Here is a 25,405-nt window from a genome sequence, read left to right as displayed (position 1 = left end):
GTTTTGCTCTCTCGTTGTGACACCTTAGATACAACTGGGCGAAAGGAAATGTTGCATGAAACGAAAAAATGTCCGCTGCCATAGGCAGCGGACATTTTGGAATATCAGAGTGTGAGCCGGATATCCTCGCCATCTTGGGTGTGGATATCCACCAGAGAGACGCCACGGCACTGTCGCCGCAGCCGCCGCGTCAGGCGGAATACCTCCGCACGCCGGTGAGGGGGAAGCGTCACATAGCGGCGGCAGGCCCACAGGGCAATGGTGAGCCCTGGTTTGCTCAGGACAAGCCAGGTGGGCAGAAGCAGGTGGAGGCGAAAGTCCTTGGTTTTGATGTGCAGACGCATTTATTCCACCACGACTTCCACCAGATCGCCATTGCTGCTCTCTACCTCCACCAGCTTTCCCAGTGCGCCGCCCTCAATGAGGGAGAGAAGGGCGTTCAGGTCCAGCTGACGGAGCCATTCGCTGCCCCGGAACTGAGGCAGGTCGAGGTTGAGCTGAGCGGCAATGCGGACCAACGCCAAGGGCAGATTGACATTGATTTTATCCCCTTCCCCTGTGCGGACCCGGACACGGAGGAACAGCTCCTCTGCGCTTTTCCGAGCCTCCGGGGGAACATACTGCACGTCGGTGCGCTGCCCTCGGATCAGCTCGTCCAGAGACAGGTGGAAGTAGTCGGACAGGGCGGTAAGGACGGAGAGATCGGGGACGCTCAGGTCATTTTCCCACTTGCTCACCGCCTGGGGAGAGACTCCCATCTGAGCGGCCAGTTCCTCCTGAGTCAGGCCGTCCCGCTTCCGAAGGGCGCTGATGCGCCCACAGATGGTCTGGTTCATAGGTATCCTCTTTTCTGCGTGTGGTTTTCACAGGATGTATTATAGAGTGTTTCCGTAGAAAAGGGAAGGTAACGGCGGTTGGAACTTGCAACCAGCGGTAGAACAGCAGTACAACGAGCGGTTGAGAACGGTCAGGGAATCTGTTCCCACCGGCAGCCACGGGCCTGCCCTGTGATGGTACCCAGGCAGTCCAGGTGATCTTCCTCCGACACCTGAAGATCAGGATAAGCCAGACTGGGGGCCAGCAGCCGGGTGACGCCCCTGCGGCGGCAGAGCCGCCGGAGCAGGACTTCCTGATTATAGAGGTATATACCATATTCCTGCGCGGTAGGGGGGCGTTGGGCACACAACAGAACGGCGCCGGAGGGATAGACCGGTTCCATGCTGCCATCGCTGAGAAGCACGGCAAAGTCCGCCTCCCGAGCGGCGGCGTCAACCTCCGGGATCAGAATGGCCCGGACCGGCGGGGCATCGGTGGAGCCGGTGGTGTAGCAGAAGGTACGCTTCACCGATACGGTCCCGATGGATTTGACGCAGGCCGCACTCATCAGGGCCAGCATAACCCCAGCAGTCCGCCGCCGTTGGGGCTCCAGCCGCCGCAGCGCCAGCAGCAGGCGGAGCTCCTCCGGGGAGAGCAGGACCACGCCGTCCTGGCTGTTGGCGGTGACGCAGCATTCCGGGGGCAGCTCGTCATCCAGCAGATATCGGATGGGTACCCGCAGTACACGGGTGATCCGATCCATAGGCCCTATCGCCGGATTTTTTGTCTGTCCCGACAGAATTTTATTCAGCGTACCAAGAGGCACGCCGGACAGACGGGAGATATCCTCCGACGTCAAGTGGCGCAGTTTTTTTACATAGGCCAGCTTTTCCACCATCAGAGACATGGGCGCACCTCCAGAGAACCCCCAACCGAATGCGGTCAAAACCTCCCGGTCGGTGGACAAAATAGTCTGTTGGCATTGACAATTTATGCAGAATACATTATATAGAGTATGCAGAGGGACAAAAATACAAGATATAGACACAGAGGGGAGCGGATGTGGAAAATTACCGTAACAAACAGTATAATACCTTTTGATAGGGAAAAAGAGCGAAATATGTCGTGAAACCATGAAATCATAACCAAAAGCAGAGAAAATGAGGAGAGAGGAAACCATGAGTAATTGTCGTATAAAGTACCATGTATATCTGGACAGGGCTTCCCGCCCTCAGATGTATGGGATCCGGAGCCACAACGGAATCTGTGTCGGACGCATTTCCACCGACTTTCAGGAGGTCAACCGGCTGGCAGAATGCTGCAATAGTGCGGGGCTGTCTCCGGTCCATCTTGCTGATGTTGTGGAAGATTTTCGGCGCTCCTGAATGGGAGAAAATAGGTCCAGATACTTGACCGCCGCACTGGAATCAGGTAAACTGAGACCGGCAAACGGCAATCGAGTGAAGCAGAGTAAAAAGCCACCCGCCAGGGTGGCTTTTTCGTCGTGTTCAAAGGGGGAAAAGAAGCATGGAGCAAACACAGAAAAAATGCGCCCTGTTCCGCTTCTGGAAGCGGGAGCCGGTGCTGTGTATTGCCGCAGTGTGCGCGGCGGCCTCCATTTTACTCAATCCGCCGTCGGCGGACTATCTCAATTATATTGACTGGCGGGTGCTGAGCCTGCTGTTCTGTCTGATGGCGGTGGTGGCTGGCTTGCAGGAGTGCGGCGTGTTCGCGGTACTGGCTCAGCGGCTGCTGGCCGGCGAACGGAGAATGCGGTTTGTGACCCTGGCACTGGTGCTGCTGCCCTTCTTTGTGTCCATGCTGGTGACCAACGATGTGGCCCTCATTACATTTGTGCCCTTTGCGGTGCTGGTGCTTGGACTGATTGGCAGAACGGAGCGGCTGATTTATATTGTGGTGCTCCAGACCATTGCCGCCAATCTGGGCAGCATGGCTACTCCGGTAGGCAACCCTCAGAATCTGTATATCTATGCCAACTATGAGCTGACCGCCGGTCAGTTCTTTGCCACCATGGTGCCCCTCACCCTGATTAGCCTGGTGGGGCTGGTCATTGCGGCCCTGTGTGTCAAGCCGGAGGGGATCCGGGTCACCTTTTCGGAAAAGGCCTCCATTCGCAGTCCTGGACGGTTGGGATTGATGGCAGGATTGTTTGTGCTGTGCCTGCTGTCGGTGTTCCGGGTGCTGCCCTATCCGGCCCTGCTGGCCGTAGTGGCGGCGGGTATGCTGATCTTTGACCGGCCTCTGTTCCGCAAGGTGGACTACGGCCTGCTGGCCACCTTCTTCTGCTTCTTCCTTTTTGCAGGCAATGTGGGAGCCTGCACTCCCGTACGGGAGGCGCTGACGGCGGTAATGGCGCAGAACACAGCTCTGGCCTCCGGCATTACCAGTCAGGTCATCAGCAACGTGCCGGCGGCGGTACTATTGTCCAACTTTACCACCGACTGGCACGGGCTGCTCATCGGCACCAACATTGGCGGCCTTGGAACACCCATTGCATCTCTGGCCAGCCTGATCTCCATGAAGGCCTATCTCAAGTCCCCCGGCGCCCGGGCCGGCCGCTACCTGCTGGTGTTTACCCTGGCCAATGTGGCAGCCCTTGCCATTTTGACGGGCAGCGTGGTGCTGATGGGGCTGATTTTCCCCGGATAAGCGGATTTTGAACCCAATATAAGCGGATTATAGCTTGTATTTGATCAAAGAACATAGTATAATAATACACTGCTTCTTTTGCGTATTGCGGCGGGCCGGGGATCACCGGCAGCCTTGTTGGCCGGATCACCGGACCCGGCCCATATTCGATTAGAGAGGGTTCGGCATGACATGAATCGTACGTTGGAACATATCCTTCCCCGGGTGCAGAAGCCTGCACGCTATACCGGCGGCGAGTATAACGCGGTGGTGAAGGACCGGCGCCAAGTGGATGTGCGCTATGCACTCTGCTTCCCGGATACCTATGAGATCGGAATGTCCAATCTGGGTATGCGTATCCTTTATGGAGTTATGAACCAGATGGACGGCGTTTGGTGCGAGCGGGTGTTCGCACCCTGGGGCGATATGGAGGAGGAGATGCGCCGGGAGGGCATCCTGCTCTATGGCCTGGAGAGCGGCGACTCCATCGCAGACTTTGACCTGATTGGGTTCTCCCTGGGCTATGAGATGGCATATACCAATGTGCTTAATATGCTGGATCTGGCCGGACTGCCCCTGCGCTCCGAGGAGCGCTACGGTCTGTCTCCCATTGTGATCGCCGGCGGCACCTGCGCCTACAATCCGGAGCCCCTGGCCCCCTTTGTGGACATCTTTGTGCTGGGCGAGGGCGAGGACGTGAGCGTAGAGATTATTCAGCTCTACCGCAAGGCCCGGGAGGAGTGCTGGAGCAAGGATGAATTCCTGGCTGCCGCCGCTCAGATCCCCGGCCTGTATGTGCCCTCCCTGTATGAGGTGTCCTACCGTCCTGACGGCACTCTGGAGCAGGTTATTCCCCATGAGGGCGCCCCTGCGGTGGTGACCAAGCGGATCGTCCAGGATTTTGACAAAAGTTACTTCCCGGTGAAGACCATCGTGCCCTCCACCGAGATCGTCCATGACCGGGTAATGCTGGAGCTGTTCCGGGGCTGTATCCGGGGCTGCCGGTTCTGTCAGGCGGGCTATGCTTACCGACCGGTCCGGTCCCGTGACCCGGAGATCCTGCTGAAGCAGGGTATTGAGGCCTGCAAGGACTCCGGCTATCAGGAGATGACCCTGTCCTCCCTGTCTACCAGCGATTACCGGCCTCTGGAGCACCTGTGCGACGGGCTGCTGGACTGGTGTGAGCCCAACCGGGTGTCCCTGTCCCTGCCCTCCCTGCGGGCGGACAATTTTTCCCTGGGGCTGATGGAGCGGGTGCAGCACGTCCGTAAGTCGGGCCTTACCTTTGCCCCTGAGGCGGGCACCCAGCGCCTCCGGGACGCCATCAACAAGAACGTCACCGAGGAAGACCTGCTGCGGTCCTGCCGTACTGCCTTCTCCGGCGGCTGGTCCAGCGTAAAGCTCTACTTCATGCTGGGTCTGCCCACCGAGACTGACGAGGATGTGCTGGGTATTGCCGACCTGGCGGAGAAGGTCTACAAGACCTGGAAGGAGGTCACCCCCAACCCCAGGCGGGGTGTGACCATCACAGTGTCTACTGCCTGGTTTGTGCCCAAGCCCCACACCGCCTTCCAGTGGGAACCTCAGATCACCATGGAGGAGTATCAGCGGCGGGTCAAGCTGCTGCGGGAGCATATGCGGGGCCGGTCCATCAAGTACAACTGGCACGACTCCCAGACCAGCTTCCTGGAGGCGGTCTTTGCCCGGGGCGACCGGAAGGTGGCTGACGTCATTGAGACCGCCTGGCGGCAGGGCGCCAAGTTTGACGCCTGGAGCGAGTATTTTGACTTTGACCGCTGGCTGGCCGCCTTTGAGGCCTGCGGCGTGGACCCCGCTTTCTATGCCAACCGTACCCGTGAGAAGGACGAGCTGCTGCCCTGGGATGTGACCAGCGTGGGCGTGACCAAGAACTTCCTGTGGCGGGAGCGGGAGCGGGCCTATGAGGCGGTCATCACCCCCGATTGCCGGGTCCAGTGCACCGGCTGCGGGGCAAATAAGCTCTATCCGGGAGGAAAATGTGATGCATAGACTGGCATTTACCAAGGCGGACACCGCCAAATTCATTTCCCACCTGGATCTGATGCGTACCTTCCAGCGGTCCTTCCTGCGGGCGGGTATCCATATCAAGCATACCGAGGGCTTCAATCCCCACGCATTCGTTTCCATCCCCCTGCCCCTGTCGGTGGGCTACTCCAGCAGCTGTGAGGTGCTGGAATGTCAGGTGCTGGACACGCCTCTGGAGGAAGTTCCCCAGCGTATGAACGCCGCCCTGCCTGCCGGTATTACCGTCCAGCGGTGCTATGAGGGTGTGCGCCCGGTGAAGGAGCTGTACTATGTCAACTATATCGTCACCCTGGAGTATGAGGCTGGCGCCCCCTTCGGGGCGGAATCCGCTATCCGGGGCCTGCTGAGCCGGGACAGCCTGGTGATGGAGAAAAAGAGCAAAAAGGCCAAGTCCGGCAAGGTGGAGGTAGACTTGATCCCCCTTATTGCCAAAGCGACCGTGGAGGAGCGGCGGGACACCATCGCGCTGGACCTGATCCTGAAGGCCCAGAATCCGGGCCTGAATCCGGAACTCATTGTGTCGGCTATCCGCACCTACTGTCCAGACGCCGCCCCCGATTATGCGGTGTTTCACCGCCGGGCGGTGCTGGATGAGAGATTCCAGAACTGGGAATAATTAAATCAAAAGGAAAACGGACTTTTCGCCTTTGGGCGGAAGGTCCGTTTTTGATGGGAAACGAGCGCTCATTTTTGAAGAATCGATAATTGACAAGGGCAGAGGGGAGGGCTACAATGAGGCCTGTTGTACCGGCAGGACTGTGCCGGTGTGGAAATCCCTGAAGCGAGGCGAGCGTAGCGATGAAAATACTGTGTCAATTCGGCGTTATTTTTGGGGTATGCTGGGTAAGCCAGATCCTGGAACAGCTGCTGCCCATCCCTTTTCCGGCCAGCGTAATCGGTATGGTGCTGCTTTTTGCGCTGTTGGCCACCGGCGTACTGAAGCTGGAGCACGTTCGGGAAAAGGCCGACTTTCTGTTGGCCAACATGGCCTTCTTTTTCCTGCCTGCTGGCGTCAGCGTTATGAACTACTTTGACGTGTTGAGCAGCGCACTGGTGCCTCTGCTGGTAATCTGCCTGGTGACCACAGTGCTGGTATTCGGCGCCACCGCCCTGAGTATCAAACTGACCCTGCGGTTGATGGGAAGGGGGGAAAACCATGGTTGAGTGGACCAATTCTCCCTTTTTCGGGGTGGCGCTCAGTGTGCTGGCCTTCTGGGTCGGGGTGAAGATTCAGAAAAAGACGGGGCTGGTGGTGTGCAATCCACTGCTGATCGGGGTGATACTGGTGATCGGCCTATTGCTGACTCTGGGTATCCCTTATGAGTATTATGACCAGGGTGGCAGCCTCATCAATCTGTTCCTCTCACCCGCCACAGCCTGTCTGGCGGTGGCCATCTACAGCAAGGTCCAGCTGCTAAAGGAGAACTGGCTGCCCATTCTGGTGGGCTGCGTGGTAGGTTCCTTGGTGTCTATGGGGAGCATCCTGGGATTGTGCCGGCTCTTTGGGCTGGATGAGGCCATGACGGCCTCTCTGCTGCCCAAGTCGGTGACTACCCCCATCGCAGTCAGTGTGGCCCAGGCCCACGGCGGTATCCCCTCCATTACGGTGGTGGCGGTGATCCTGACGGGCATTCTGGGCAGCATTCTGGCCCCCCTTCTGATCCGTCTGTTCCGGGTGAAGGACCCCATCGCCGCAGGGCTGTCCATCGGGGCCTGCTCCCACGCTGTTGGTACCTCCAAGGCTCTGGAGCTGGGGGAGACCGAGGGTGCCATGAGCGGTCTGGCCATCGGCGTGTGCGGCCTGGTGACGGTGCTTTTTTCGCTGATTCTGCTGTAAAAAAAGATCGGGCGCATTGCGCCCGATCTTTTTTTACAGATCGATGGGGTCCACATCCACGGGATGGGTCTTGCGGTACTCCTTAGTCCACTGGGACAGCTGGAAGATGGTCCACAGATCGGACACGCCGGCATACAGCAGTACGATGCCGATGACCCGGAAGAGGGCGGCCTCGGCCAGCAGGGGGTGGAACACCACAAAGATGCCCAGGCCGGCGGAAACCAGAGAGAGGATCAGGTTGATGTTCCAATGGGAGTAATCCATCCGCTGCAGCTCCAGGGTACGCTTGACGCTGAGCAGAGCGTCAATGGCGATATACAGGCCCAGGATCACAGGAATGACGCCCTGAATCAGCGGGGGATAGATGACCATGACAGCGCCGATGGCGGCAGCCACGATGCCCAGGAAGAGTCCCAGGAAAGCGCTTCCCTTCCGGTCCTCGCTGCGGTAGAAGCCCACAATGGCAAAGATACCGTAGAGCAGCAAAATGGCGCCGAAGGCATAGCAGATGATATCCATGACAATGGTGGGCCACAGGATGAGTACGATGCCCAGGATCAGATAGAGAATGGAGAGAAAGACAAAGCTGACCGTCATATTTTTCAGACGTTCTTTCATAATAAGACCACCTTTCTCCAGTGTTACAGGCTTGGGGCCTGCCAGCCCTTGCATACATCGATCCAGCCGGCGCTGTTGGACAGCTGGGCCAGCTCGTCACAGTTGAGCCTGACGGCGGAGGCTGCGTTGCCGGCGGCGGGGTAGATGGTGTCAAAGCGCTGAAGGGAGATGTCCAGATAGGTGACGGTGTTGGGGTGGGTGATGCCAAAGGGACACACGCCGCCGATCTGATGGCCGGTAAAGGTCTCCACCTGCTCCGGAGTCAGCATGGTGGCCTTGTGGTGGAACTGGGCCTTGAATTTGGCGTTGTCGATCTTGGCGTCACCGGCGCAGACGATGAGTACGGCACCGGCCTCATGAACAAAGGAAAGGGTCTTGGCAATGCGGGCGGGCTCGCAGCCTACGGCCTGGGCGGCCAGCTCCACAGTAGCGCTGGACACGTCAAACTCCCGGATACGGTCCTCGTAGCCCCGCTGGCGCAGATAAGTGCGGCACACTTCAATGGACATTTTACTTGCCTTCTTTCTTGGCCTCAGCCTTGGCCAGGAACCGGTCAGCCTGAATCATGAAGCGCTGATGCTCTCCCTTGCCGATGGGACCGGCCTCGTCAAAGGCGGCCACGGTATAGGTGAGCTTGCGGCCCTCCACAGCGGTGACCTCTGCCTCGGCCCACACCTTCATACCCACAGGGGTGGCGGCGTCATGGCTGACGTTGAGCAGGGTGCCTACGGTACCCTGCCCCTCTTCCAGCTGGGCCTGCACCGCATTGACGGCGGCGTTCTCCATCAGGGCGATCATGGAAGGGGTGGCGAACACAGGGACCAGACCGCTGCCCACGGCGGCAGCTGTATTTTCAGGGGTGACCACGGTTTCGGCCCGGCCCTTCATACCTACAGTAATGGACATATGCGCGACTCCTTTTTTCTAAAATCAATTCGTGCGTGTACTATTTTACATCAATCCCCAGCATAAGGCAAGCAGAAAGCCGCACATTGCTGTGCGGCTTTCCGGAGATGAGATTTAGTTGGAGGCCAGCATGAGACGGGTCCACTCGGAGTCGTAGAGGGCCAGGGTCTCGGCGGGCAGGTTCTTGAAGCTCTCACACTTGGAGAGAATGCTCTCATCGGGGTAAGCGTAGGGATCACCGGACACCTCGGGGTCCAGCTCCTCACGGACGGAGAGCAGGGGGGAGGAGTACCAGATCTCCTCACAGTTCTTCAGACCAGCGGCGGTGGAGCACATATAGTTGATGAAGATCTCGGCGTTCTCCTTGTTCTCGGCGTTCTTGGGGATGCACATGGCGTCCACATACAGGTTGGTGCCCTCCTCAGGCAGGCAGAAGGCCAGATCGGGGTTGATCTCCTTCATGGTCAGGAAGTCGCCGTAGTAGTAGGCGCCGATGGCGGCAGAGCCACCCTGCATCTTCTCAAAGATCTCGTCCATGACGTAGGACTGGACCAGGGGCTTCTGCTGGATGAGCAGGTCCACGGCCTCCTTAATCTGAGCCTCGTCGGTGGTGTTGTAGGAGTAGCCCAGGTACTTCAGAGCCACGCCGATGGCGTCGCGGGAGTTGTTGAACATGAGGATCTGACCGGCATACTGCTCATCAAACATGGTGGACCAGCTGGTAGGAGCCTCCTCCACCATGGTGGTGTTGTAGATGATGCCCAGCAGGCCCCACATATAGGGCACGCTGTACAGATTCTCCGGGTCATAGTCAGGGTTCTTGAGGGCAGGATCAATGTCCTCAAAATTGGGAATGTTGTCGAAGTTCAAAGGCTCCAGCATATCCTCTTCGATCATACGGGAGATCATATAGTCGGAAGGGATGACCACGTCGTAGCTGGCACCGTCGTTTTTGAGCATACCGTACATGGATTCGTTGCTCTCGAAGGTGTCGTACACGACCTCAATACCGGTCTCGGCGGTGAAGTCCTCCAGCACGGACTCGTCAATATAGACGCCCCAGTTGTAGACGTTGACGACGCCCTTGTCGGCGGCGCCGGGGTCCTTGGCCTCACCGGAGTTGGTGCCGCCGCAGCCGGCCAGAACCAGACTGAGGGAGAGTGCGGAGGCGGTCAGAAGTGCGAGAGACTTTTTCAATTTCTTTCTTTATCCCCTTTCGGAAATGATGATTATAACAGCCCGGAGGGCGTGTTACCAGACAGCGGGCTTACCGGCCCGGGTTGAGCTTGGCCTTCCGGCGGGCGGCAGCGTTCTCCTGGCGCACCTGTCGGATGTTGACGGTCAACAGCAATGCAAACACACAGATAAACATGAGGGTGGACAGGGCGTTGATCTCGGGAGTCACCGGCTTTTTCACCGCGGTGTAGATCTCCACCGCCAGAGTGGTGACGCCGGAGCCCTTGGTGAAGTAGCTGATCACAAAGTCGTCAATGGACATGGTAAAGGCAATGATCAGGCCGTTGAGGACTCCTGGCATGATCTCAGGCAGGATGACTTTGCGGAAGGCGTAGAAGCCGGAGGCGCCCAAGTCCTGGGCCGCCTCATATACGTTGGGGTCCAGCTGCCGCAGCCGGGGCATCACCGACAAGATCACATAGGGTGCGTTGAAGGTGATGTGGGCCAGAAGCAGGGTGCCGAAGCCGGTGCGCCAGCGGACACCCAGCCACTGGCTGAGGAAGCTGTCGTTAAACACACCGATGGCGAACACGAAGAGCAGCATCATGGACACGCCGGTGATGATGTCCGCGTTGGTCAGGGGGATGTTGTTGATGGACATACACACACTGCGGGAGCGGCGGCGCATACTGTAGAAACCGATGGCGGCTGCGGTGCCCAGAATGGTGGCAATGAAGGCAGCCAGCACCGACAGGATGATGGTGGTCCGCAGGGCCCCCAGCAGGCGGGTGTTATGGAACAGCTCTACATACCAGTCCAGGGAGAAGCCGCCCCAAACCCGGTTGCTCTTGGTGGCGTTGAAGGAAAAGATGATGAGCAGGATGATGGGGGCGTATAGGAAAACATACACCAGCAGGGTAAATACCCGGGAGGGAATGCGATGCTTTCTCATAGCACAGCCACCCCCTCTTCACCTTCGCCGAAGCGGTTCATAATGGCCATCAGGATCAGCACGATCACCATCATCACCAGGGCGATGGCGGAGCCCAGGTGGGGGTTGTAGGCGTTGCCCAAAAACTGCATTTCGATCAGGTCGCCCAGCAGCAGGGTCTTGCCGCCGCCCAGCAGGCGGGACAGGGCAAAGGTGGACACCGAGGGGATGAACACCATGGTTACTCCGGAGAGCACGCCGGGGAGAGACAGGGGGAAGATGACCTTCCGGAACACCATGGAGCTGCTGGCGCCCAGGTCCTGGGCGGCCTCGATGACCTTGGGGTCGATCTTGTCGATGACCGAGAAGATGGGCAGCACCATAAAGGGCAGGAAGTTGTACACCATGCCCAGCACAATGGCGCCCTGGGTATTGATCATGTGGAAACAGGTCAGATTGGTGCCGAAGATGGCGTTCCACAGATCGAAAAAGCCGATGGCGGACAGGAACTGGTTGATGAGGCCGTTGTCGTCCAGGATGGACATCCAGGCGTAGGTCCGCAGCAGGAAATTCATCCACATAGGCAGCATGATAAGCATCATGGCTACCTTGCGTACCATCAGCTTTTCCCGGGACAAAAAGTAGGCCAGGGGATAGCCGATGAGGATGCAGATGGCGGTAGCCACAAAGGCCAGGATGAAGGAGTTGCGGAAGGCGGGGACGTAGGTCCCCATGTTGCTGAAGTTATCCAGGGTGACGCTGCCGTCCTGACCGGTAAAGGCAAACACCACCACCAGAATGAGGGGGGCCACCACGAAGATGGCCATCCAAACCACATAGGGCGCGGCCAGCCACTTATTCTTCATCGTCGCTGTCCTCCTCCAGCCGGTCCTCGTTGAGCTCGTCATACTCGGAGGAGTAGGAGCTGTAGTCGCCGAAGGTGCCGGAGTATTGGCTCTTCTTCATGATATGGAAGCCGTCGGGGTCGATCTTCACCCCAATCTTTGCCCCCACAGGGGAGTAGTCGGTGGTCTGGATGAGCCACTTGAAGCCCCGGAAATCCACAATGATGTCGTAGTGAATGCCCTTGAAGGTGACCTCGGTGACGGTGCCGGTGAGCTGGCCCTCGGCCTCGGGAACAATATCGATGTCCTCGGGGCGGATGACCACGTCCACCGCCTCGCCGGGGGCGAAGCCCTTGTCCAGGCACTTGAACTTCCGGCCGTACATACCCACCACATAGTCCTCGTGCATGATGCCGTCGATGATGTTGGACTCGCCGATGAAGTCAGCCACAAAGGCGTTCTTGGGCTCGTTATAGATGTCCTCGGGGGTGCCGATCTGCTGGATCTTGCCCTCGTTCATCACCACGATGGTGTCCGACATGGTGAGGGCCTCTTCCTGATCGTGGGTGACGTAGATAAAGGTAATGCCCACCTGCTGCTGGATGCGCTTGAGTTCGATCTGCATATCCTTGCGCAGCTTCAGGTCCAGGGCGCCCAGAGGCTCGTCCAGCAGCAGAACCTGGGGGCGGTTGACGATGGCCCGGGCAATGGCGACACGCTGCTGCTGGCCGCCGGAGAGAGAGTTCACCGACCGCTTGCCGTAGCCGGCCAGGTTGACCAGGGCCAGAGCCTCCTCCACCCGCTCCTTGATCTCGGCCTCCGGGACCTTGATCATCTTTTTGGGGTCCTTGGGATCGGGCACTTTGTTGACCCGCAGGCCGAAGGCCACGTTTTCAAAGATGTTCATGTGGGTGAACAGGGCGTATTTCTGAAAGACGGTGTTGACCTTCCGCTTGTGAGGGGGAACGTCATTAATCCTCACGCCGTCAAAATACACGTCGCCGGAGGTAGGCTTCTGAAAGCCGCCAATGATACGAAGCGTCGTGGTTTTGCCGCACCCGGAAGGACCGAGCAGCGTGAGGAACTCCTTGTCATTGATATAAAGGTTGATGTGGTCCAAAATGACGTCGTCGTCAAATTTCATGAAGCAATCCGACAGGCGGATCAGTTCCTTGGACATTTATCCTCCCCCATTTCCAAACGGTAGTAAAGGGCGTACCCAAACCGGCGGTTGGGTACGCCCTTATGACGAAACAAATATATATGGAATTGCGAAAAATGTCAATAATAAAACCGCTTTTTTTTCAGGGATTTTACGGCCGCTGACTTTGATGCCGAGTGTGGTGGCAACAAAGTTATCAGAGGATTATCATATGAGGTGAATAAAAGGGACATAGGAAGCCCTTTTGCTGTTAAAACAGATTGAACGGCCTGGGACAAACAGGTATAATAGAAGCTGAAAAAAGCTTTCTTATGTGGCTGGAGCGGCAAAGATCCGGGGGATGGTAACTGTGAAAGAATGCTATCATGATAAAAAACGGATTATTGCCTGTTTTGCCAGTGTGATGTGCGGAATACTCATCCTGACCGGCGTATGGTGGGGGAGCCACGCCCAGGCATTCCGGGTCTTGCTGGAGCAGCTGCCGACGGCCGACGGCTGCGGAATGCAGTTTTATGTGAGCGATGAGGACGGAAAACGGGAGCGGAGGACCATTGACGATCCGCAGGACCGCGCGGCGGTACTGGATGAGGTGCGGCGCCTGGAATTTTCCGGGCCAAGGCTGTCAACAGAATTGTGGGACCCGGCAGAATATTATAGTTGCTTCTGGCTGGAGATCTATGGGACAGAAGAGCCTTACCATCTGGAGATTCAGATTCCCCTGGACCAGCCGCAGCAGGGCGTTGTCCTTGCTGATGGGAAGGCATTCCGCGTGGAGGGCGGCAGTGCATTTTTGATGGCCCTGGAAGGCTGGCTGTACGAGTAGAAAGATGAAAATAAACAGTCTGCGGTACCTCAGCCGGGTGCCGCAGACAAATCCCTTATTGTTGTTCTCCAAAATACTCCGCCACAAAGTCCACGTTTTCCACCGTGAACACCTTACCTCTTAAATACTCCAGAAGCCCCGCATCGGTGTGGAAGGTAAACTCCAGCTTGTAGGAGTACAGGGCCTGGAAGGAGCGGCCGTACTGCTTATTGTCCCGCTCCCGGCCATATTTGCCGTCCCCCAGCAGAGGGTGACCGGCGGCGGCGAACTGGGCCCGGATCTGGTGGGTGCGTCCGGTCAAAAGCTCGCACTCAACCAGAGACAGTCCCCGGTTGACCTTTAAAGTCTTATATAAGGTAGCGGCGCTCTTGCCGCCGGGCACCGGTTTGTGGAACACCTTCACCTGGGCGCGGCTCTCATCCTTCAGCAAAAAGCCCTCCAGCTTGCCCTGAGGCGGGGCCATGCGCCCGTGGATGATGGCCAGGTAGAACTTGGCGATCTCCCGGTCCTTGATCTTCTGGTTGAGGATCCGCAGCGTTTCCGCGTTCTTGGCCGCCATGACGATGCCGCCGGTGTTCCGGTCGATGCGGTTGCACAGGGCGGGGGTGAAGGAGTGCTCGTCCCGGGGATTCCACTCCTTCTTTTGATAAAGGTAGGCCTGGATGTGGGTAATGAGGGTGTTGACCTTCTCATGCTCGTCGGCGTGGCACAGCAGGCCGGGCCGCTTGTTGAGAAGCATCAGGTTCTCATCCTCATATACGATGTCCAGCTTGGGCTTGAACACCGCCAGGAAAGCATTATCTTCCCGGGGCTGGTCAAAGAACTCATCGTTGATGTATAATTGCAGCAGGTCCCCCACCTGGAGCCGCACATCCCGGGCGGAGCCCTTGCCATTGACCTTTACTCGCTTGAGGCGGATGTATTTCTGAGCCAGGGGAGCGGGGAGGAGAGGCAAGGTCTTGCCCAGCCACCGGTCCAGCCGCTGCCCGGCGTCATTTTTTCCAATGGTAAATTCCCTCATATTGACCTCCAGTACGTCAGAGACGTATCTTTTAAGCAGTCCCTATTATACTGAACAGGCTGCCCCAGCGCAAGTGGGGCGGGGATTTGGCCTGAAAAAAGTGGTAGAAAAAAGTTGAAAAAAAGATTTGACAACCGGAAGTATTTTCGCTATAATATTCCGCGTACCGTTATGAGGAGGGTATTATGCGCTTTAATCTGAAGGAGATACTTCACGTACCGGGCGCGTCTCTGCCCTTTGAGTCCCAGTTGGACCTGTCGGACTTGGATTTCTATGGGGAGCGGCCCTTTGCCCATCCCATCGTGATCCATGGGACGGTACGCAATATGGCGGGTGCGCTTATGCTGGAAGGAAGCGCGGACACCACCCTGGAACTGGTGTGTGACCGCTGCCTGAAGCCCTTCCGTCAGGAGCTGCGTCTGCCCGTCAGCGCTCTGCTGGCAGAGACCCTGGAGGATGAGGAGAACGACGAGATCGTGCTTCTGGAAGACGGCGCCGTGGATCTGGACGAGGTGTTCACCACGGCTTTGGTGCTGTCCATGGATTCCAAGCACGTCTGCGACCAGGACTGCAAAGGCCTGTGCGCGACCTGCGGCGCCAACCTGAACGAGGGCCCCTGCGGATGCAGAAAAGAGATCGATCCACGTTTGGCTGCACTTGCGCAGCTGTTGGATAAAGATGAGTAAGATTTGCCCGGCCAGGGCATGAACCTAAGGAGGTGTCATAGATGGCAGTCCCTAAGAGTAAAGTGTCCAAGCAGCGCCGGAATAAGCGCCGCAGCTCCGTGTGGAAGCTGGAGACTCCCGGCGTCACCACCTGCCCCAAGTGCGGTGCGTTCCGTCTGCCCCACCGGATGTGCAAGAGCTGCATGAGCTACAATGGCCATGAGCTGGGCAAGGTGGAAACCGCTGAGGCGAAGTAAATAGCCGAAAAAGAACGAGGGGAGACAAGCCCCTCTTTCTTTTTGCCCGGAAATCGGGTAAAATGAAATGAAATGCCCTATATACCATAGGATCCCGGGAAGGAGCGTGCCCATGAGCCTGACAAAAATTGCATCGGTGGACTCCCACAGTCCGGCCCGAAAGGCGGGGGTGCGCCCGGGGGAAACCCTGACCCACATCAACGGCCATCCCATTGTGGATGTGCTGGACTATAAGTTCTACGCCTACGACCCCAAGCTGGAGCTGACCCTGACAGAGCCGGAGGGAGGCAGCCGTACCCTCCGCATCCGCAAGGCGGAGGGAGAGGATTTGGGGCTGAATTTTGAGACCTATCTCATGGACCGGGCCCGTTCCTGCGCCAATAAGTGCATCTTCTGCTTTGTGGATCAGATGCCCCCCGGAATGCGGGATACCCTTTATTTTAAGGACGACGACGCCCGACTGTCCTTTTTGATGGGCAACTATATGACCCTCACCAACCTGTCCAAGCGGGAGATCCAGCGGATCATCGATTTGCGGATCAGCCCCATCAATATCTCGGTCCACGCCACCGATCCAGAACTGCGCACCGCCATGCTGAAAAACCCCCGGGCGGGGGAGTGCCTGGATATCATGTCCCGGTTTGCCCAGGCAGGGATCGAGATGAACTGCCAGGTGGTGGCCTGCCCTGGCATCAATGACGGTCCCGCTCTGGCCCGTACCATGGAGGACCTGGGCCGGCTCTATCCTGCGGTGACCAGCGTGGCGGTGGTGCCGGTAGGTGTGACCAAGTTCCGGGAGGGACTGTGTAGCATCGAGCCCTATACCAAGGAACAGGCTGCTGCGCTGATCGACCAGGTGGAGGATTTTGCTGCCCGCTTTATGGAGAAAAAGGGTACCAATCTGGTGTGGTGCTCCGATGAGTTTTACCTCATTGCCGGACGGGCGCTGCCGGGGAAGGCTTATTATGAGGATATGGACCAGCTGGAAAACGGTGTGGGAATGCTGCGGCTGCTCCTCCATCAGGCCGCCATGGCCCTGGAGGAGGAAGAGCCGGAAGAGACGGAGCCCTTTTCCATTGCCACCGGCCTGTCCGCCGCCCCCTTTGTGCAGGAAATTGTTGACAACGCCCGGAATCAGTGTGGTAATATAAAAGGAACGGTCTATCCTATTATCAATCGTTTCTTTGGGGAGACCATCACGGTCTCCGGCCTGATCACCGGAACCGACCTGATCGAGCAGCTCAACGGCAAGGATTTGGGCAAGCGGCTGCTCATCCCGGACAATATGCTCCGGGCAGGTGAGCGTGTGTTTCTGGACGACGTGACCGTGGAGCAGGTGGAGCAGGCTCTGGGTGTGACTGTGGTTCCGGTGCCTGCCGACAGCGGCTTTGACCTGGCGGATGCCATCCTGGGCCGGGAAGTAACAGCCCAATGCCCCGTTCTCCCGCCGGAGGCGGAGTATTATCGATATAACCCGTAAAGGGAGGGAAAACTACCATGAAACCCTTAATTGCCATCGTGGGACGGCCCAACGTGGGCAAGTCCATGCTCTTTAATAAGCTGGTGGGCCAGCGGCTGTCCATTGTGGAGGACACCCCCGGCGTCACCCGGGACCGGCTGTATGCCGAGGCCGAGTGGCTCAACCGGAAGTTTGACCTGGTAGATACCGGCGGTATCGAGCCGGGCACCGACAGCGAGATCCTGGCCTTTATGCGCCAGCAGGCCGAGATCGCCATCCAGAACGCCACCGTTATTATCTTCCTGTGCGACGTCAAGACCGGCCTCACCGCCTCTGACCAGGAAGTGGCCAATATGCTGCTGCGCTCCGGCAAGCCGGTGGTGCTGGCGGTAAACAAGATGGACCAGGTGGGCCACACCAATCCGGACATCTACGAATTCTACAACCTGGGCCTGGGCGATCCCATCGCCGTGTCCGCCGTTCACGGCCACGGTACCGGCGACCTGCTGGACGAGTGCTTCAAATACTTCCCCCCGGAGGACGAGGAGGAAGAGGACGACGACGTCATCAAGGTAGCCATCATCGGCAAGCCCAACGTGGGCAAGTCCTCCCTGGTCAACCGGATTTTGGGGGAGAAGCGGGTCATCGTCAGCGACATGGCGGGCACCACCCGGGATGCGGTGGACAGCTACTTTGAGAACCAGAAGGGCAAGTATCTGCTCATCGACACCGCCGGAATGCGGAAGAAGTCCAAGGTGGACGATCCCATCGAAAAGTTCTCCGTGCTCCGGGCCACCATGGCCATCGAGCGGGCCGATGTGTGCCTCATCCTGATCGACGCCAACGAGGGTGTGACTGAACAGGATACCAAGGTGGCCGGTCTGGCCCATGAGGCGGGCAAGGCCTGTATCATCGTGGTCAACAAGTGGGACTCCATTGAGAAGGACGACAAGACCATGGACCGGATGCGCCAGGACGTGCGCCGGGACCTGTCCTATATGACCTACGCTCCCATCGTCTTTATCTCCGCCCTGACGGGTCAGCGGGTGGACCGGCTCTTTGACCTGATCAACTACGTCAACGACCAGGCCTCCCTGCGCATTACCACCGGTATGCTCAACTCGGTGCTGGCTGACGCCACCGCCCGGGTACAGCCGCCCACCGACAAGGGCCGCCGGCTGAAGATCTACTATATGACCCAGATCGGCATCAAGCCCCCTCATTTCGTCTGTTTCTGCAACGACGCCAAGCTGTTCCACTTCTCTTACCAGCGCTATCTGGAAAATCAGATCCGCTCTACCTTCGGCCTGGAGGGTACGCCGGTGCGGCTCACCATCCGGCAGAAGAGCGACAAGGAGGGGTAAGTCCATGCCGGCAGCTTCGATGGAAATGATCCTTTTGGTGGTGGCTGCAGTGGCGGTCATTGCCTACTTCTTCGGCTGCTTTAACGGGGCGGTCATTGTCTCCAAGTATATCCTGCGCAACGACGTGCGCAAGCATGGCAGCGGCAATGCGGGCCTGACCAACTTCTACCGTACCTTTGGCGGTCCCCTGACTCTGATGGTCATCCTGACCGACGTGCTGAAGGCGGTAATCGCCATCCTGCTGGGTCAGTGGCTCTTCAGCATGGTTACTCCGCCCCAGGACTGGCAGGCCATCTGGCCGGTACTGGGTAAATACTGGGCCGGTACCTTCTGCCTGCTGGGCCATATGTTCCCCTGTATGTTTGGTTTCAAGGGCGGCAAGGGGATTCTATCCGGCGGTACCATCGCCATTATGATGAACTGGCGTATCGCGCTGGTGGTGTGGGGCGGGTTTATTATCCTGGCCGCCATCACCAAGTGGGTCTCTCTGGGTTCCATTTGGGCGGGGGCCTCTTTCCCCTTTGCCAGTTGGTTTGTCTATCAAAATCTGGTGATTCTGGTGATAGCCATTTTGATCGGTGGACTTGTGGTGTGGAAGCACCGGGGTAATCTGGTGCGTATTCTGAAGGGCACCGAGTCCAAATTCAGCCTGCATCATAAATTGAACGGGGGTACTTCGAAGTGAAGATCGCGGTACTGGGAAGCGGCGGCTGGGGCACGGCCCTGGCGCTTGTGTTGCTGGAAAATGGTCATGATGTGACCTTGTGGTCCTATACGGAGGAGGAGTCTGCCGTACTGCGTCAGACGGGAGAGAACCCCATGCTGAAGGGTGTAGCTCTGCCCAAGGAGCTGAAGCTGACCTCTGATCTGGCCTGTGTGAAGGGCTGCGGCGCGGTGGTGCTGGCCACCCCGTCCTTTGCCGTACGTACTACGGCTAAGTCCGCGGCGTCTCTGCTGGAGCCCGGTGCGGTGTTGGTATCGGTGTCCAAGGGCATTGAGAAGGATACCTCTCTCACCCTCACCGACGCCATTGAGCAGGAGGTGGGCGATGCCCATCCCATCGTAGCCCTCTCCGGTCCCTCCCATGCGGAGGAGGTGGGACGGCATATCCCCACCGTGGTGGTGTCCGCCTCCAAGGATCGCTCCGCCGCGGAGCAGGTCCAGGACCTCTTTATGAATGAGCGCTTCCGTGTGTATGCCTCCGACGACGTGGTAGGCGTGGAGCTGGGCGCAGCGCTGAAGAATGTCATCGCTCTGTGTGCCGGTATCAGCGACGGTATGGGCTACGGTGACAACACCAAGGCGGCCCTGATGACCCGGGGCCTTACCGAGATCGCCCGGCTGGGCGTGGCCATGGGCGGCCGCCGGGAGACCTTTGCCGGCCTGTCCGGTGTGGGTGACCTGATTGTTACCTGTACCTCCATGCACTCCCGTAACCGCCGCTGCGGTATTCTGATTGGTAAGGGCACTCCCACGCAGCAGGCGGTCAAGGAGATCGGTGCTGTGGTGGAGGGCTACTATGCCGCCGCCAATGCCCGTACCCTGGCCCGGAAGGTGGGTGTGGAGATGCCCATCACTGAGGCGGCCTATCAGGTGCTCTACGAAGGTAAGGACCCCCGCCAGGTGATCGTGGATCTGATGACCCGGGAGCGGAAGCACGAGCTGGAGGATAGCTGGGTTTAAGGCCTCCTAAAAAAATTTCAAAAAAATCGAAAAAGTACTTGCATTCCTCTAAGAGGTGTGGTAATATAATCAAGCCGTCTGAAACACGGCGGCGATCTCCGGGTGTGGCGAAGTTTGGTATCGCGCTTGAATGGGGTTCAAGAGGCCGCTGGTTCGAATCCAGTCACTCGGACCACGAAAAGGCTTGAAATCGCAAGATTTCAAGCCTTTTTCGTACTTTTTGGTGGAAATGGCATAGTGTGATTTTCTGAAAGCGCACAAAAAAGCGCACACTTGCCAGAAACGGAGTGCAAATCCATTGATACGCCGGAAAGAAGGATGTATCAAATGGCAAATATCAGAGAAAACAAGAGGGACGGCAAACTGATTTCCTACCGCTTTACGGCCTGTCTTGGGCGTGACGCAAACAACCGGCAGATACGGCGGTACACCACTTGGGAAGCCCCGGAAGGTCTGACCCCGTCAAAGGCGAAGAAAGCCGCAGAGCGGGCGGCGGACGCTTGGGAGCGGGAGACAAGGGAAGAATATCAAAAGGAGAAGGAACAGGGACAGTCGTACACCCTCCCACCGGAGAAGCGGCGGGACAGCTTCACGGCCTTTGCCAATGATGTGTGGTTTCCCCTCCAAGTGTGCAACGGCAACGATAAGCAAACAACAGTCACATTCTACAAGAACATGAAGAAGCTGATTGTGAAATACTTTGACGGGATGGTTTTGCAGGAGATAAGCCCCCTGCACATTCAGAAGTTTCTTGCCTACCTGAGCCGGGACTACAAAACCAAACAGGGCAAGCCCCTTGCGCCCAAGACAATCCGCCATTACTTCAACGCATTAGGCATGATATTTGCCTACGCGGAAAAGCAGAACATGATAGCCACAAACCCCATGCAGAAGGTGGACGCCCCCAAGAAGGACAAAAAGCCCGTGGACGCGCTTACCCCGGAACAGGCCAAACAATTCTTTTCCCTCTTGCTGGACAGCCCTTTGGAGTTTCGTTGCATGTTGCAGTTGCTTGTCACCTCCGGCATCCGGCGGGGCGAGTGCATCGGTCTGAAATGGAAGGACATAGACGAGCGGGCCGGGACAATCACCATAGAGCGGAGCGCGGTCTACACCCCGGAAAGCGGAATTATCATCAGCACCCCCAAAACCGCCGACAGCATACGGACAATTCCAATCATGCAAAGCACTCTTAAATTGCTCCAGCAGTTAAAGAAGCAAGTGAAGGGACAGCACCCCGATACTATTTTGAAAGACGCATTTATCTTCCCCAACAAATCCAATCTATTTGCACCCCGTGACCCTAACACAGTCACCCGCAAAGTAAAGCGATTCATGAAGCGCAACGGCCTTCCAGACCTCTCCCCACACGATTTACGCCATTCTTGTGCGACCCTGCTTCTTTCCCAAGGTGCAGACATCAAGAGCGTACAGGAGATTTTAGGCCACGCAGACGCAAGCACAACACTGAACTTCTATGTCAAAGCGGACTTGCGGCAGATGCAAGCCGCAACGGAGAAATACGCCGCCGCCTTTAATCTATAAACCATCAAGAGGACAGAGCCGAAGCCCTGTCCTCTTTCCTATTTGCTGGGCCGGGGGTACATTCCCGGACAATCTCAATCAAAAGCGCAGATAGGCCCGTATTCTGGCCCACAGCCCCAGTAAATCCATTTCCCTTTTCCCGTCAAACGGAAAGCAGAGGGCGGGGCTTTTGCCCGAAGATAGGCGGCGGAGCCGCCGTATCTGGCAGGGACAAACCGCCCCGCCAGTATTTTCCTCCTACTTTATTTAATGCATATAAAATGTTATAATTATTATATAAAAACAGAAATATTCAAAATAAATCATCCGAAATTATGTGCCGCCGAGGGCGGCGGTTTCAGATTATCCACCGGATTTTTTGTTATATATAGTAGTAATCGAAAAGCAAAAATCCGGTGGAAGAAAGGAGAAGCGAATGCAGTAGTTACAGCTACGCACCTATACCAGAGAAGAGTTGGAAGAAATCTTCTCTACAACCCGCACAGATAGCATCAAGAGAAGCCTGCAACGAGCGGGATATACCTTTGAGAGCGGCGGGCGGGGCAAGGGGTACACAATCACCATCACAGGACTACCAAAGCCGCCCACGCCCTTTGAGGAGTTCGCAAAGCGAGAATTTGCGTGCGGCCCGCAAACAGACTTTCCGGCGATGCAACAACATTTCTTTCTCTTGTTCTATCACCCGGAATATCAGTTTTTACCATCAAACCATTAGGCGAAGTTTTTAGAAACAAATTACGGGATAACGGTTTCCGACCAGAGTTTGCGGAACTGGCAGAAACTACTTATCAACAGGAATTGGATTGCAAAGGACAAGGAGAATGTAAAATACTACCTTTGCCGCAAGGGAGAGCGGCCCCGCGAAATGCCGGAGAAAGAATATAGAAAGGCATGGCGGGAGTTTTATACCAGACTTGGAGCGGGAGAGAGCGGGGACGAGTTACGGAAAGAAATCTATTACAAATACGGCGGAATGCCGCGAAAACAATGCGGATTGATTGAAAACGCATTAGAACAAGATAAAATGCAAGAATTAAGGAATATACTGGAATATTTTTGCTGATTACATAAAGATTATACTATATTTTATTCATATCTGCAAGTTGTATTGCATTTTCGACTGTAAACGGGAAATTTCAATTGAATTTCTCTTGATACTTGATAAATCGAGCGGGATATAGTACAATATCATAAAAGGTTACAGAATTGTAGCCAAAATTTTGTCGGAGGTGCTCACTGTGCGTATCATTTTAGACACAGATAAGAAAACCATTACCGTTCCATGGAACTATCAAGCCAAATTGGACGAATACAACAAGATGGTGATGGAAATTTCCGGGGATGAAGCAAAGAAAAAGTCGTTCAAAGGGTATATTGACGAGATCTGGAAAGAGTGCATGGCAGATAGTGACAAGTGTTTAGTGACCGGGAAAAAACCGGGCACAAAGTAATAGGCCATGGGCGCGCCGCGAGTAACGCCCGCCGAGTTTGCTGAAATGCACAGGCTTTACAATGAGTTAGGAAACGCGGCGGAGGTGGCAAGACGCATGGGACGGAGCGCAAGCACCGTCCGCAAGTACATTCAGATGAAAGATTGTCCTGCTCTTGTTCGGCACACAACAAAAGAACTGATTAGGAAAGTCTGATAGTAAAGGCACTGGCGATACGCACTCCCAGTGCCTTTATTTTTCTCCGACAATATCTTTCACGATAAGCATAACATGGTCAATCTGTGAAGCAGTCAGTTTTTCAAACTCGTGTAAAAGGTCTTTGGCCTTTTGTGGAGCGGGAGAATCTACATTGAAAAATTCTTGCGGCGTAATGCCGAGGTATTCACAGATATAAATAAATCCGGCCATAGAAGGTAAAGTCCGCTTATTCTCAATCTTGTTTATATAGCTCTCGCTCTGACCCAATGATAGGCTCATGTCTCTTGCTGAAATTCCCTTTTGTGTCCGCAATTCAGCAATCCTTGCAGGAACCCAATTCAGATAATCCATAAATACCCCCGATTTTTTTGTATATGTATTATAAATCCTTTGAATGTCAATATCGGGGATATTAAAGATATGTCTTCCTTTACATTGGGATAATAAAGATGTATAATGCAAGAGAAAGGATTTCAAATTCCATAGAAGACAGAGAGGAGATTATTTCATGTGTGGACAATACATCTTGAACTTAAAAACACATTTTTATCATATCATTGGAGATTGCTGTTATCAAAATAAGCCCGACACAAAAAATAAAGTTTTTAGTAGCGAGGACGAACTGAAATCCTATGACCCTAAAGCTAGAATATGTTCGGTCTGCCAGATAAAGCGGGAGCGAAGAGAGGCGAATGTAAAATAAAATACTTTTTGATTGAAAGGGACGAGATAGACGATGAAAAAAATAATTGTACTGGTCTTGCTTCTAATGATGTCTCTCTGTTCATGTAATGGTGAGAACCTTGAGGAAATTCAAGCGATGATGGTAAATGACGCTTTCATTTATACATATGGGCCGAGTACAGATTATAACGAACGGTTTGGAACGGAGGACATATACGAAAAATCAGAGCTAATGGAGTTTTACGAAGACGGCACTTTCTATATTGGAACAATTACAAAGAATCGTCACTATACGGATGGAGAACTGGACTATCATTCGAAGTTGACCTATCAAGCAACCGAAAAATTTTATGGAATATTTGAACTCAAGTATGATGAAAATGATAACAAAAAGGTTGTCGTGGTACTGAATATCACGAAAAGGGAATATGAGATATATAATGGTTCAACAACAGAAACAGAAATTGACGAACAATATACCGACACGAAAGAGTACACAGTACATTTAGAAGATGGTGTTATCCAGTCCATAGGCTTCTATGACAGCAAAAATTATCCTCTGCTTTCTGCGGTGAGCTGAAATCACGCACAAAGCGCAAGGAAAAAACGACTACTTAATCTTTGAGAAAATGGGATGGTGATTTTATGAACGATCAAAAAAAGAACGATGGACTATGTAGCGGCCTTTCGATTACTTCTCTGTTTCTTTCTATTCTCGGTTTTCTTACGGGGTGGCTTTGGAATATTCCTTGACTGTTTAGGTATCATTTTCGGTATAATAGCTATCATCATTGGAAAGAAGCGGAATGTGCCTTGTGGGATGGCTGTTGCTGGAATTATAGTCGGAGTGCTTGGGGCGGGCATAATGCTTTTCCTTATGTATTTCCCCCAAGTCTATCAGCACTTCAATCCTCCTGACCCGATGGAATTGCCATAAGATATTCAGTTTATATCGGCTACAAGGAGCGCACAAAAAGCGCACAGACTTCAAAAATCTGTGCGCTTTTTCCTTTTGCTTCCCGCAAGAAATGGTTGTAATTTGGGCGGTGGTGTGGTACAATAAAGGTGTAAAAATCAAGGCGTATCAAGGCTTTTTGGATTTTAGCCGTGGCTTTTCCGCTGTTTCCCCGGTGCCGCTGTTGCGGCACATCGGCTTGAATGGGGTTCAAGAGGCCGCTGGTTCGAATCCAGTCACTCGGACCATGCGGAGTGTCCTTATAGGATCTGAGTATCCTACAAAGGACACTCCGC

28 protein-coding genes and 2 tRNA genes are annotated in these 25,405 nt (G+C 55.5%); 18 read left to right on the top strand and 12 right to left on the bottom strand.

All coding sequences use genetic code 11. The features are described from left to right. Window positions 1-104: 104 nt before the first annotated feature. The 3 genes from IHN22_RS04785 to IHN22_RS04775 form a co-directional block, all read right to left on the bottom strand. Entirely contained in the window at window positions 105-344 is a 240-nt protein-coding gene (locus IHN22_RS04785; protein WP_191433808.1) for a hypothetical protein, read from the bottom strand. Continuing rightward, on the bottom strand, window positions 345-836 hold the full coding sequence (locus tag IHN22_RS04780; RefSeq protein ID WP_191433807.1) for a helix-turn-helix domain-containing protein: 492 nt from the start codon (window positions 834-836) through the stop codon (window positions 345-347). 131 nt (window positions 837-967) lie between these two features. Next, complete coding sequence (locus tag IHN22_RS04775) at window positions 968-1,723, bottom strand: XRE family transcriptional regulator (protein WP_087267070.1); 756 nt, start codon at window positions 1,721-1,723, stop codon at window positions 968-970. 253 nt (window positions 1,724-1,976) lie between these two features. Here IHN22_RS04775 and IHN22_RS12765 point away from each other — a divergent pair, with 253 nt between their 5' ends. The 6 genes from IHN22_RS12765 (at window position 1,977) to IHN22_RS04750 (ending at window position 7,366) form a co-directional block, all read left to right on the top strand. Then, entirely contained in the window at window positions 1,977-2,201 is a 225-nt protein-coding gene (locus tag IHN22_RS12765) for a DUF6514 family protein (protein ID WP_255396453.1), read from the top strand. 142 nt (window positions 2,202-2,343) lie between these two features. Next, a complete protein-coding gene (locus IHN22_RS04770) occupies window positions 2,344-3,486 on the top strand; it encodes an SLC13 family permease (RefSeq protein ID WP_087267067.1) in 1,143 nt (380 codons plus the stop codon). A gap of 171 nt (window positions 3,487-3,657) precedes the next feature. Beyond that, a complete protein-coding gene (locus tag IHN22_RS04765; protein ID WP_191433806.1) occupies window positions 3,658-5,493 on the top strand; it encodes a TIGR03960 family B12-binding radical SAM protein in 1,836 nt (611 codons plus the stop codon). After that, entirely contained in the window at window positions 5,486-6,145 is a 660-nt protein-coding gene (locus IHN22_RS04760; RefSeq protein ID WP_087399411.1) for a TIGR03936 family radical SAM-associated protein, read from the top strand. The genes IHN22_RS04765 and IHN22_RS04760 overlap by 8 nt, the downstream gene beginning before the upstream one ends. Window positions 6,146-6,327: 182 nt before the next feature. Further along, entirely contained in the window at window positions 6,328-6,693 is a 366-nt protein-coding gene (locus IHN22_RS04755; RefSeq protein ID WP_191433804.1) for a CidA/LrgA family protein, read from the top strand. Next, window positions 6,686-7,366 (top strand): LrgB family protein, encoded by a 681-nt coding sequence (locus IHN22_RS04750; RefSeq protein ID WP_191433802.1) that lies wholly within the window; start codon window positions 6,686-6,688, stop codon window positions 7,364-7,366. Before IHN22_RS04755 ends, IHN22_RS04750 begins: the two co-directional genes overlap by 8 nt. Window positions 7,367-7,399: 33 nt before the next feature. Here IHN22_RS04750 and IHN22_RS04745 read toward each other — a convergent pair whose 3' ends face one another. The 7 genes from IHN22_RS04745 to IHN22_RS04715 form a co-directional block, all read right to left on the bottom strand. Beyond that, window positions 7,400-7,984, bottom strand: coding sequence for an HdeD family acid-resistance protein (locus IHN22_RS04745; RefSeq protein ID WP_087267054.1), 585 nt, complete (start codon window positions 7,982-7,984; stop codon window positions 7,400-7,402). Between the two features lie 23 nt (window positions 7,985-8,007). Beyond that, a complete protein-coding gene (locus IHN22_RS04740; protein ID WP_087267051.1) occupies window positions 8,008-8,493 on the bottom strand; it encodes a YbaK/EbsC family protein in 486 nt (161 codons plus the stop codon). Window position 8,494: 1 nt separating this feature from the next. Then, window positions 8,495-8,890 (bottom strand): thioesterase family protein, encoded by a 396-nt coding sequence (locus IHN22_RS04735; protein WP_087399414.1) that lies wholly within the window; start codon window positions 8,888-8,890, stop codon window positions 8,495-8,497. A 114-nt stretch (window positions 8,891-9,004) separates the two neighbouring features. Beyond that, window positions 9,005-10,087: an ABC transporter substrate-binding protein gene (locus IHN22_RS04730; RefSeq protein WP_191433801.1), complete on the bottom strand. Its 1,083-nt coding sequence runs from the start codon at window positions 10,085-10,087 to the stop codon at window positions 9,005-9,007. Between the two features lie 70 nt (window positions 10,088-10,157). Continuing rightward, window positions 10,158-11,018, bottom strand: a complete 861-nt coding sequence (locus IHN22_RS04725) for an ABC transporter permease (RefSeq protein ID WP_087399416.1) — start codon at window positions 11,016-11,018, stop codon at window positions 10,158-10,160. Continuing rightward, on the bottom strand, window positions 11,015-11,863 hold the full coding sequence (locus IHN22_RS04720) for an ABC transporter permease (protein ID WP_191433799.1): 849 nt from the start codon (window positions 11,861-11,863) through the stop codon (window positions 11,015-11,017). Before IHN22_RS04720 ends, IHN22_RS04725 begins: the two co-directional genes overlap by 4 nt. Then, window positions 11,853-13,022 carry an ABC transporter ATP-binding protein gene (locus IHN22_RS04715; protein ID WP_191433797.1) on the bottom strand — a complete coding sequence of 390 codons (1,170 nt, stop codon included), beginning with the start codon at window positions 13,020-13,022 and terminating at the stop codon, window positions 11,853-11,855. Before IHN22_RS04715 ends, IHN22_RS04720 begins: the two co-directional genes overlap by 11 nt. A gap of 331 nt (window positions 13,023-13,353) precedes the next feature. Here IHN22_RS04715 and IHN22_RS04710 point away from each other — a divergent pair, with 331 nt between their 5' ends. Beyond that, complete coding sequence (locus IHN22_RS04710; RefSeq protein ID WP_191433794.1) at window positions 13,354-13,827, top strand: hypothetical protein; 474 nt, start codon at window positions 13,354-13,356, stop codon at window positions 13,825-13,827. Window positions 13,828-13,882: 55 nt separating this feature from the next. Here the strand turns inward: IHN22_RS04710 and IHN22_RS04705 are convergent, their stop codons facing one another. Then, a complete protein-coding gene (locus tag IHN22_RS04705) occupies window positions 13,883-14,848 on the bottom strand; it encodes an RluA family pseudouridine synthase (RefSeq protein ID WP_191433791.1) in 966 nt (321 codons plus the stop codon). Window positions 14,849-15,033: 185 nt separating this feature from the next. On the opposite strand from IHN22_RS04705, the gene IHN22_RS04700 reads away from it, so the two are divergent. From IHN22_RS04700 to IHN22_RS04660, 9 genes are all read left to right on the top strand, one after another. Then, window positions 15,034-15,534: a YceD family protein gene (locus IHN22_RS04700; protein ID WP_191433790.1), complete on the top strand. Its 501-nt coding sequence runs from the start codon at window positions 15,034-15,036 to the stop codon at window positions 15,532-15,534. 41 nt (window positions 15,535-15,575) lie between these two features. Continuing rightward, complete coding sequence (rpmF, locus tag IHN22_RS04695) at window positions 15,576-15,770, top strand: 50S ribosomal protein L32 (RefSeq protein ID WP_087189152.1); 195 nt, start codon at window positions 15,576-15,578, stop codon at window positions 15,768-15,770. 112 nt (window positions 15,771-15,882) lie between these two features. After that, window positions 15,883-17,250 carry a DUF512 domain-containing protein gene (locus IHN22_RS04690; protein ID WP_191433788.1) on the top strand — a complete coding sequence of 456 codons (1,368 nt, stop codon included), beginning with the start codon at window positions 15,883-15,885 and terminating at the stop codon, window positions 17,248-17,250. 17 nt (window positions 17,251-17,267) lie between these two features. Beyond that, the gene (gene der, locus IHN22_RS04685) at window positions 17,268-18,593 is read left to right on the top strand and encodes a ribosome biogenesis GTPase Der (protein ID WP_087189150.1); all 1,326 of its coding nucleotides are present in this window, start codon (window positions 17,268-17,270) and stop codon (window positions 18,591-18,593) included. Between the two features lie 4 nt (window positions 18,594-18,597). Continuing rightward, window positions 18,598-19,278, top strand: coding sequence for a glycerol-3-phosphate acyltransferase (locus tag IHN22_RS04680; protein WP_300985470.1), 681 nt, complete (start codon window positions 18,598-18,600; stop codon window positions 19,276-19,278). Beyond that, window positions 19,275-20,276, top strand: a complete 1,002-nt coding sequence (locus IHN22_RS04675) for an NAD(P)H-dependent glycerol-3-phosphate dehydrogenase (protein WP_087388417.1) — start codon at window positions 19,275-19,277, stop codon at window positions 20,274-20,276. Before IHN22_RS04680 ends, IHN22_RS04675 begins: the two co-directional genes overlap by 4 nt. A 98-nt stretch (window positions 20,277-20,374) precedes the next feature. Continuing rightward, window positions 20,375-20,451: transfer RNA gene (locus tag IHN22_RS04670), tRNA-Pro, on the top strand. Window positions 20,452-20,603: 152 nt separating this feature from the next. Further along, window positions 20,604-21,821: a tyrosine-type recombinase/integrase gene (locus tag IHN22_RS04665; protein ID WP_191433787.1), complete on the top strand. Its 1,218-nt coding sequence runs from the start codon at window positions 20,604-20,606 to the stop codon at window positions 21,819-21,821. Between the two features lie 1,238 nt (window positions 21,822-23,059). Then, the gene (locus IHN22_RS04660; RefSeq protein ID WP_191433785.1) at window positions 23,060-23,272 is read left to right on the top strand and encodes a hypothetical protein; all 213 of its coding nucleotides are present in this window, start codon (window positions 23,060-23,062) and stop codon (window positions 23,270-23,272) included. Between the two features lie 231 nt (window positions 23,273-23,503). Here IHN22_RS04660 and IHN22_RS04655 read toward each other — a convergent pair whose 3' ends face one another. Beyond that, entirely contained in the window at window positions 23,504-23,821 is a 318-nt protein-coding gene (locus IHN22_RS04655) for a helix-turn-helix domain-containing protein (protein WP_191433783.1), read from the bottom strand. A 385-nt stretch (window positions 23,822-24,206) separates the two neighbouring features. On the opposite strand from IHN22_RS04655, the gene IHN22_RS04650 reads away from it, so the two are divergent. Both IHN22_RS04650 and IHN22_RS04645 read left to right on the top strand, forming a co-directional pair. Continuing rightward, window positions 24,207-24,734: a hypothetical protein gene (locus tag IHN22_RS04650; protein ID WP_191433781.1), complete on the top strand. Its 528-nt coding sequence runs from the start codon at window positions 24,207-24,209 to the stop codon at window positions 24,732-24,734. A 547-nt stretch (window positions 24,735-25,281) separates the two neighbouring features. Beyond that, window positions 25,282-25,357, top strand: a tRNA-Pro gene (locus IHN22_RS04645). Window positions 25,358-25,405: the final 48 nt, after the last annotated feature.

Origin of the sequence: Flavonifractor sp. An112, assembly GCF_904377885.1 — a bacterium.
Lineage (GTDB): Bacteria > Bacillota > Clostridia > Oscillospirales > Oscillospiraceae > Flavonifractor > Flavonifractor avicola.
Note: the sequence above shows the minus strand (reverse complement) of the source record. Positions and strands in the feature narration are given on the sequence as shown.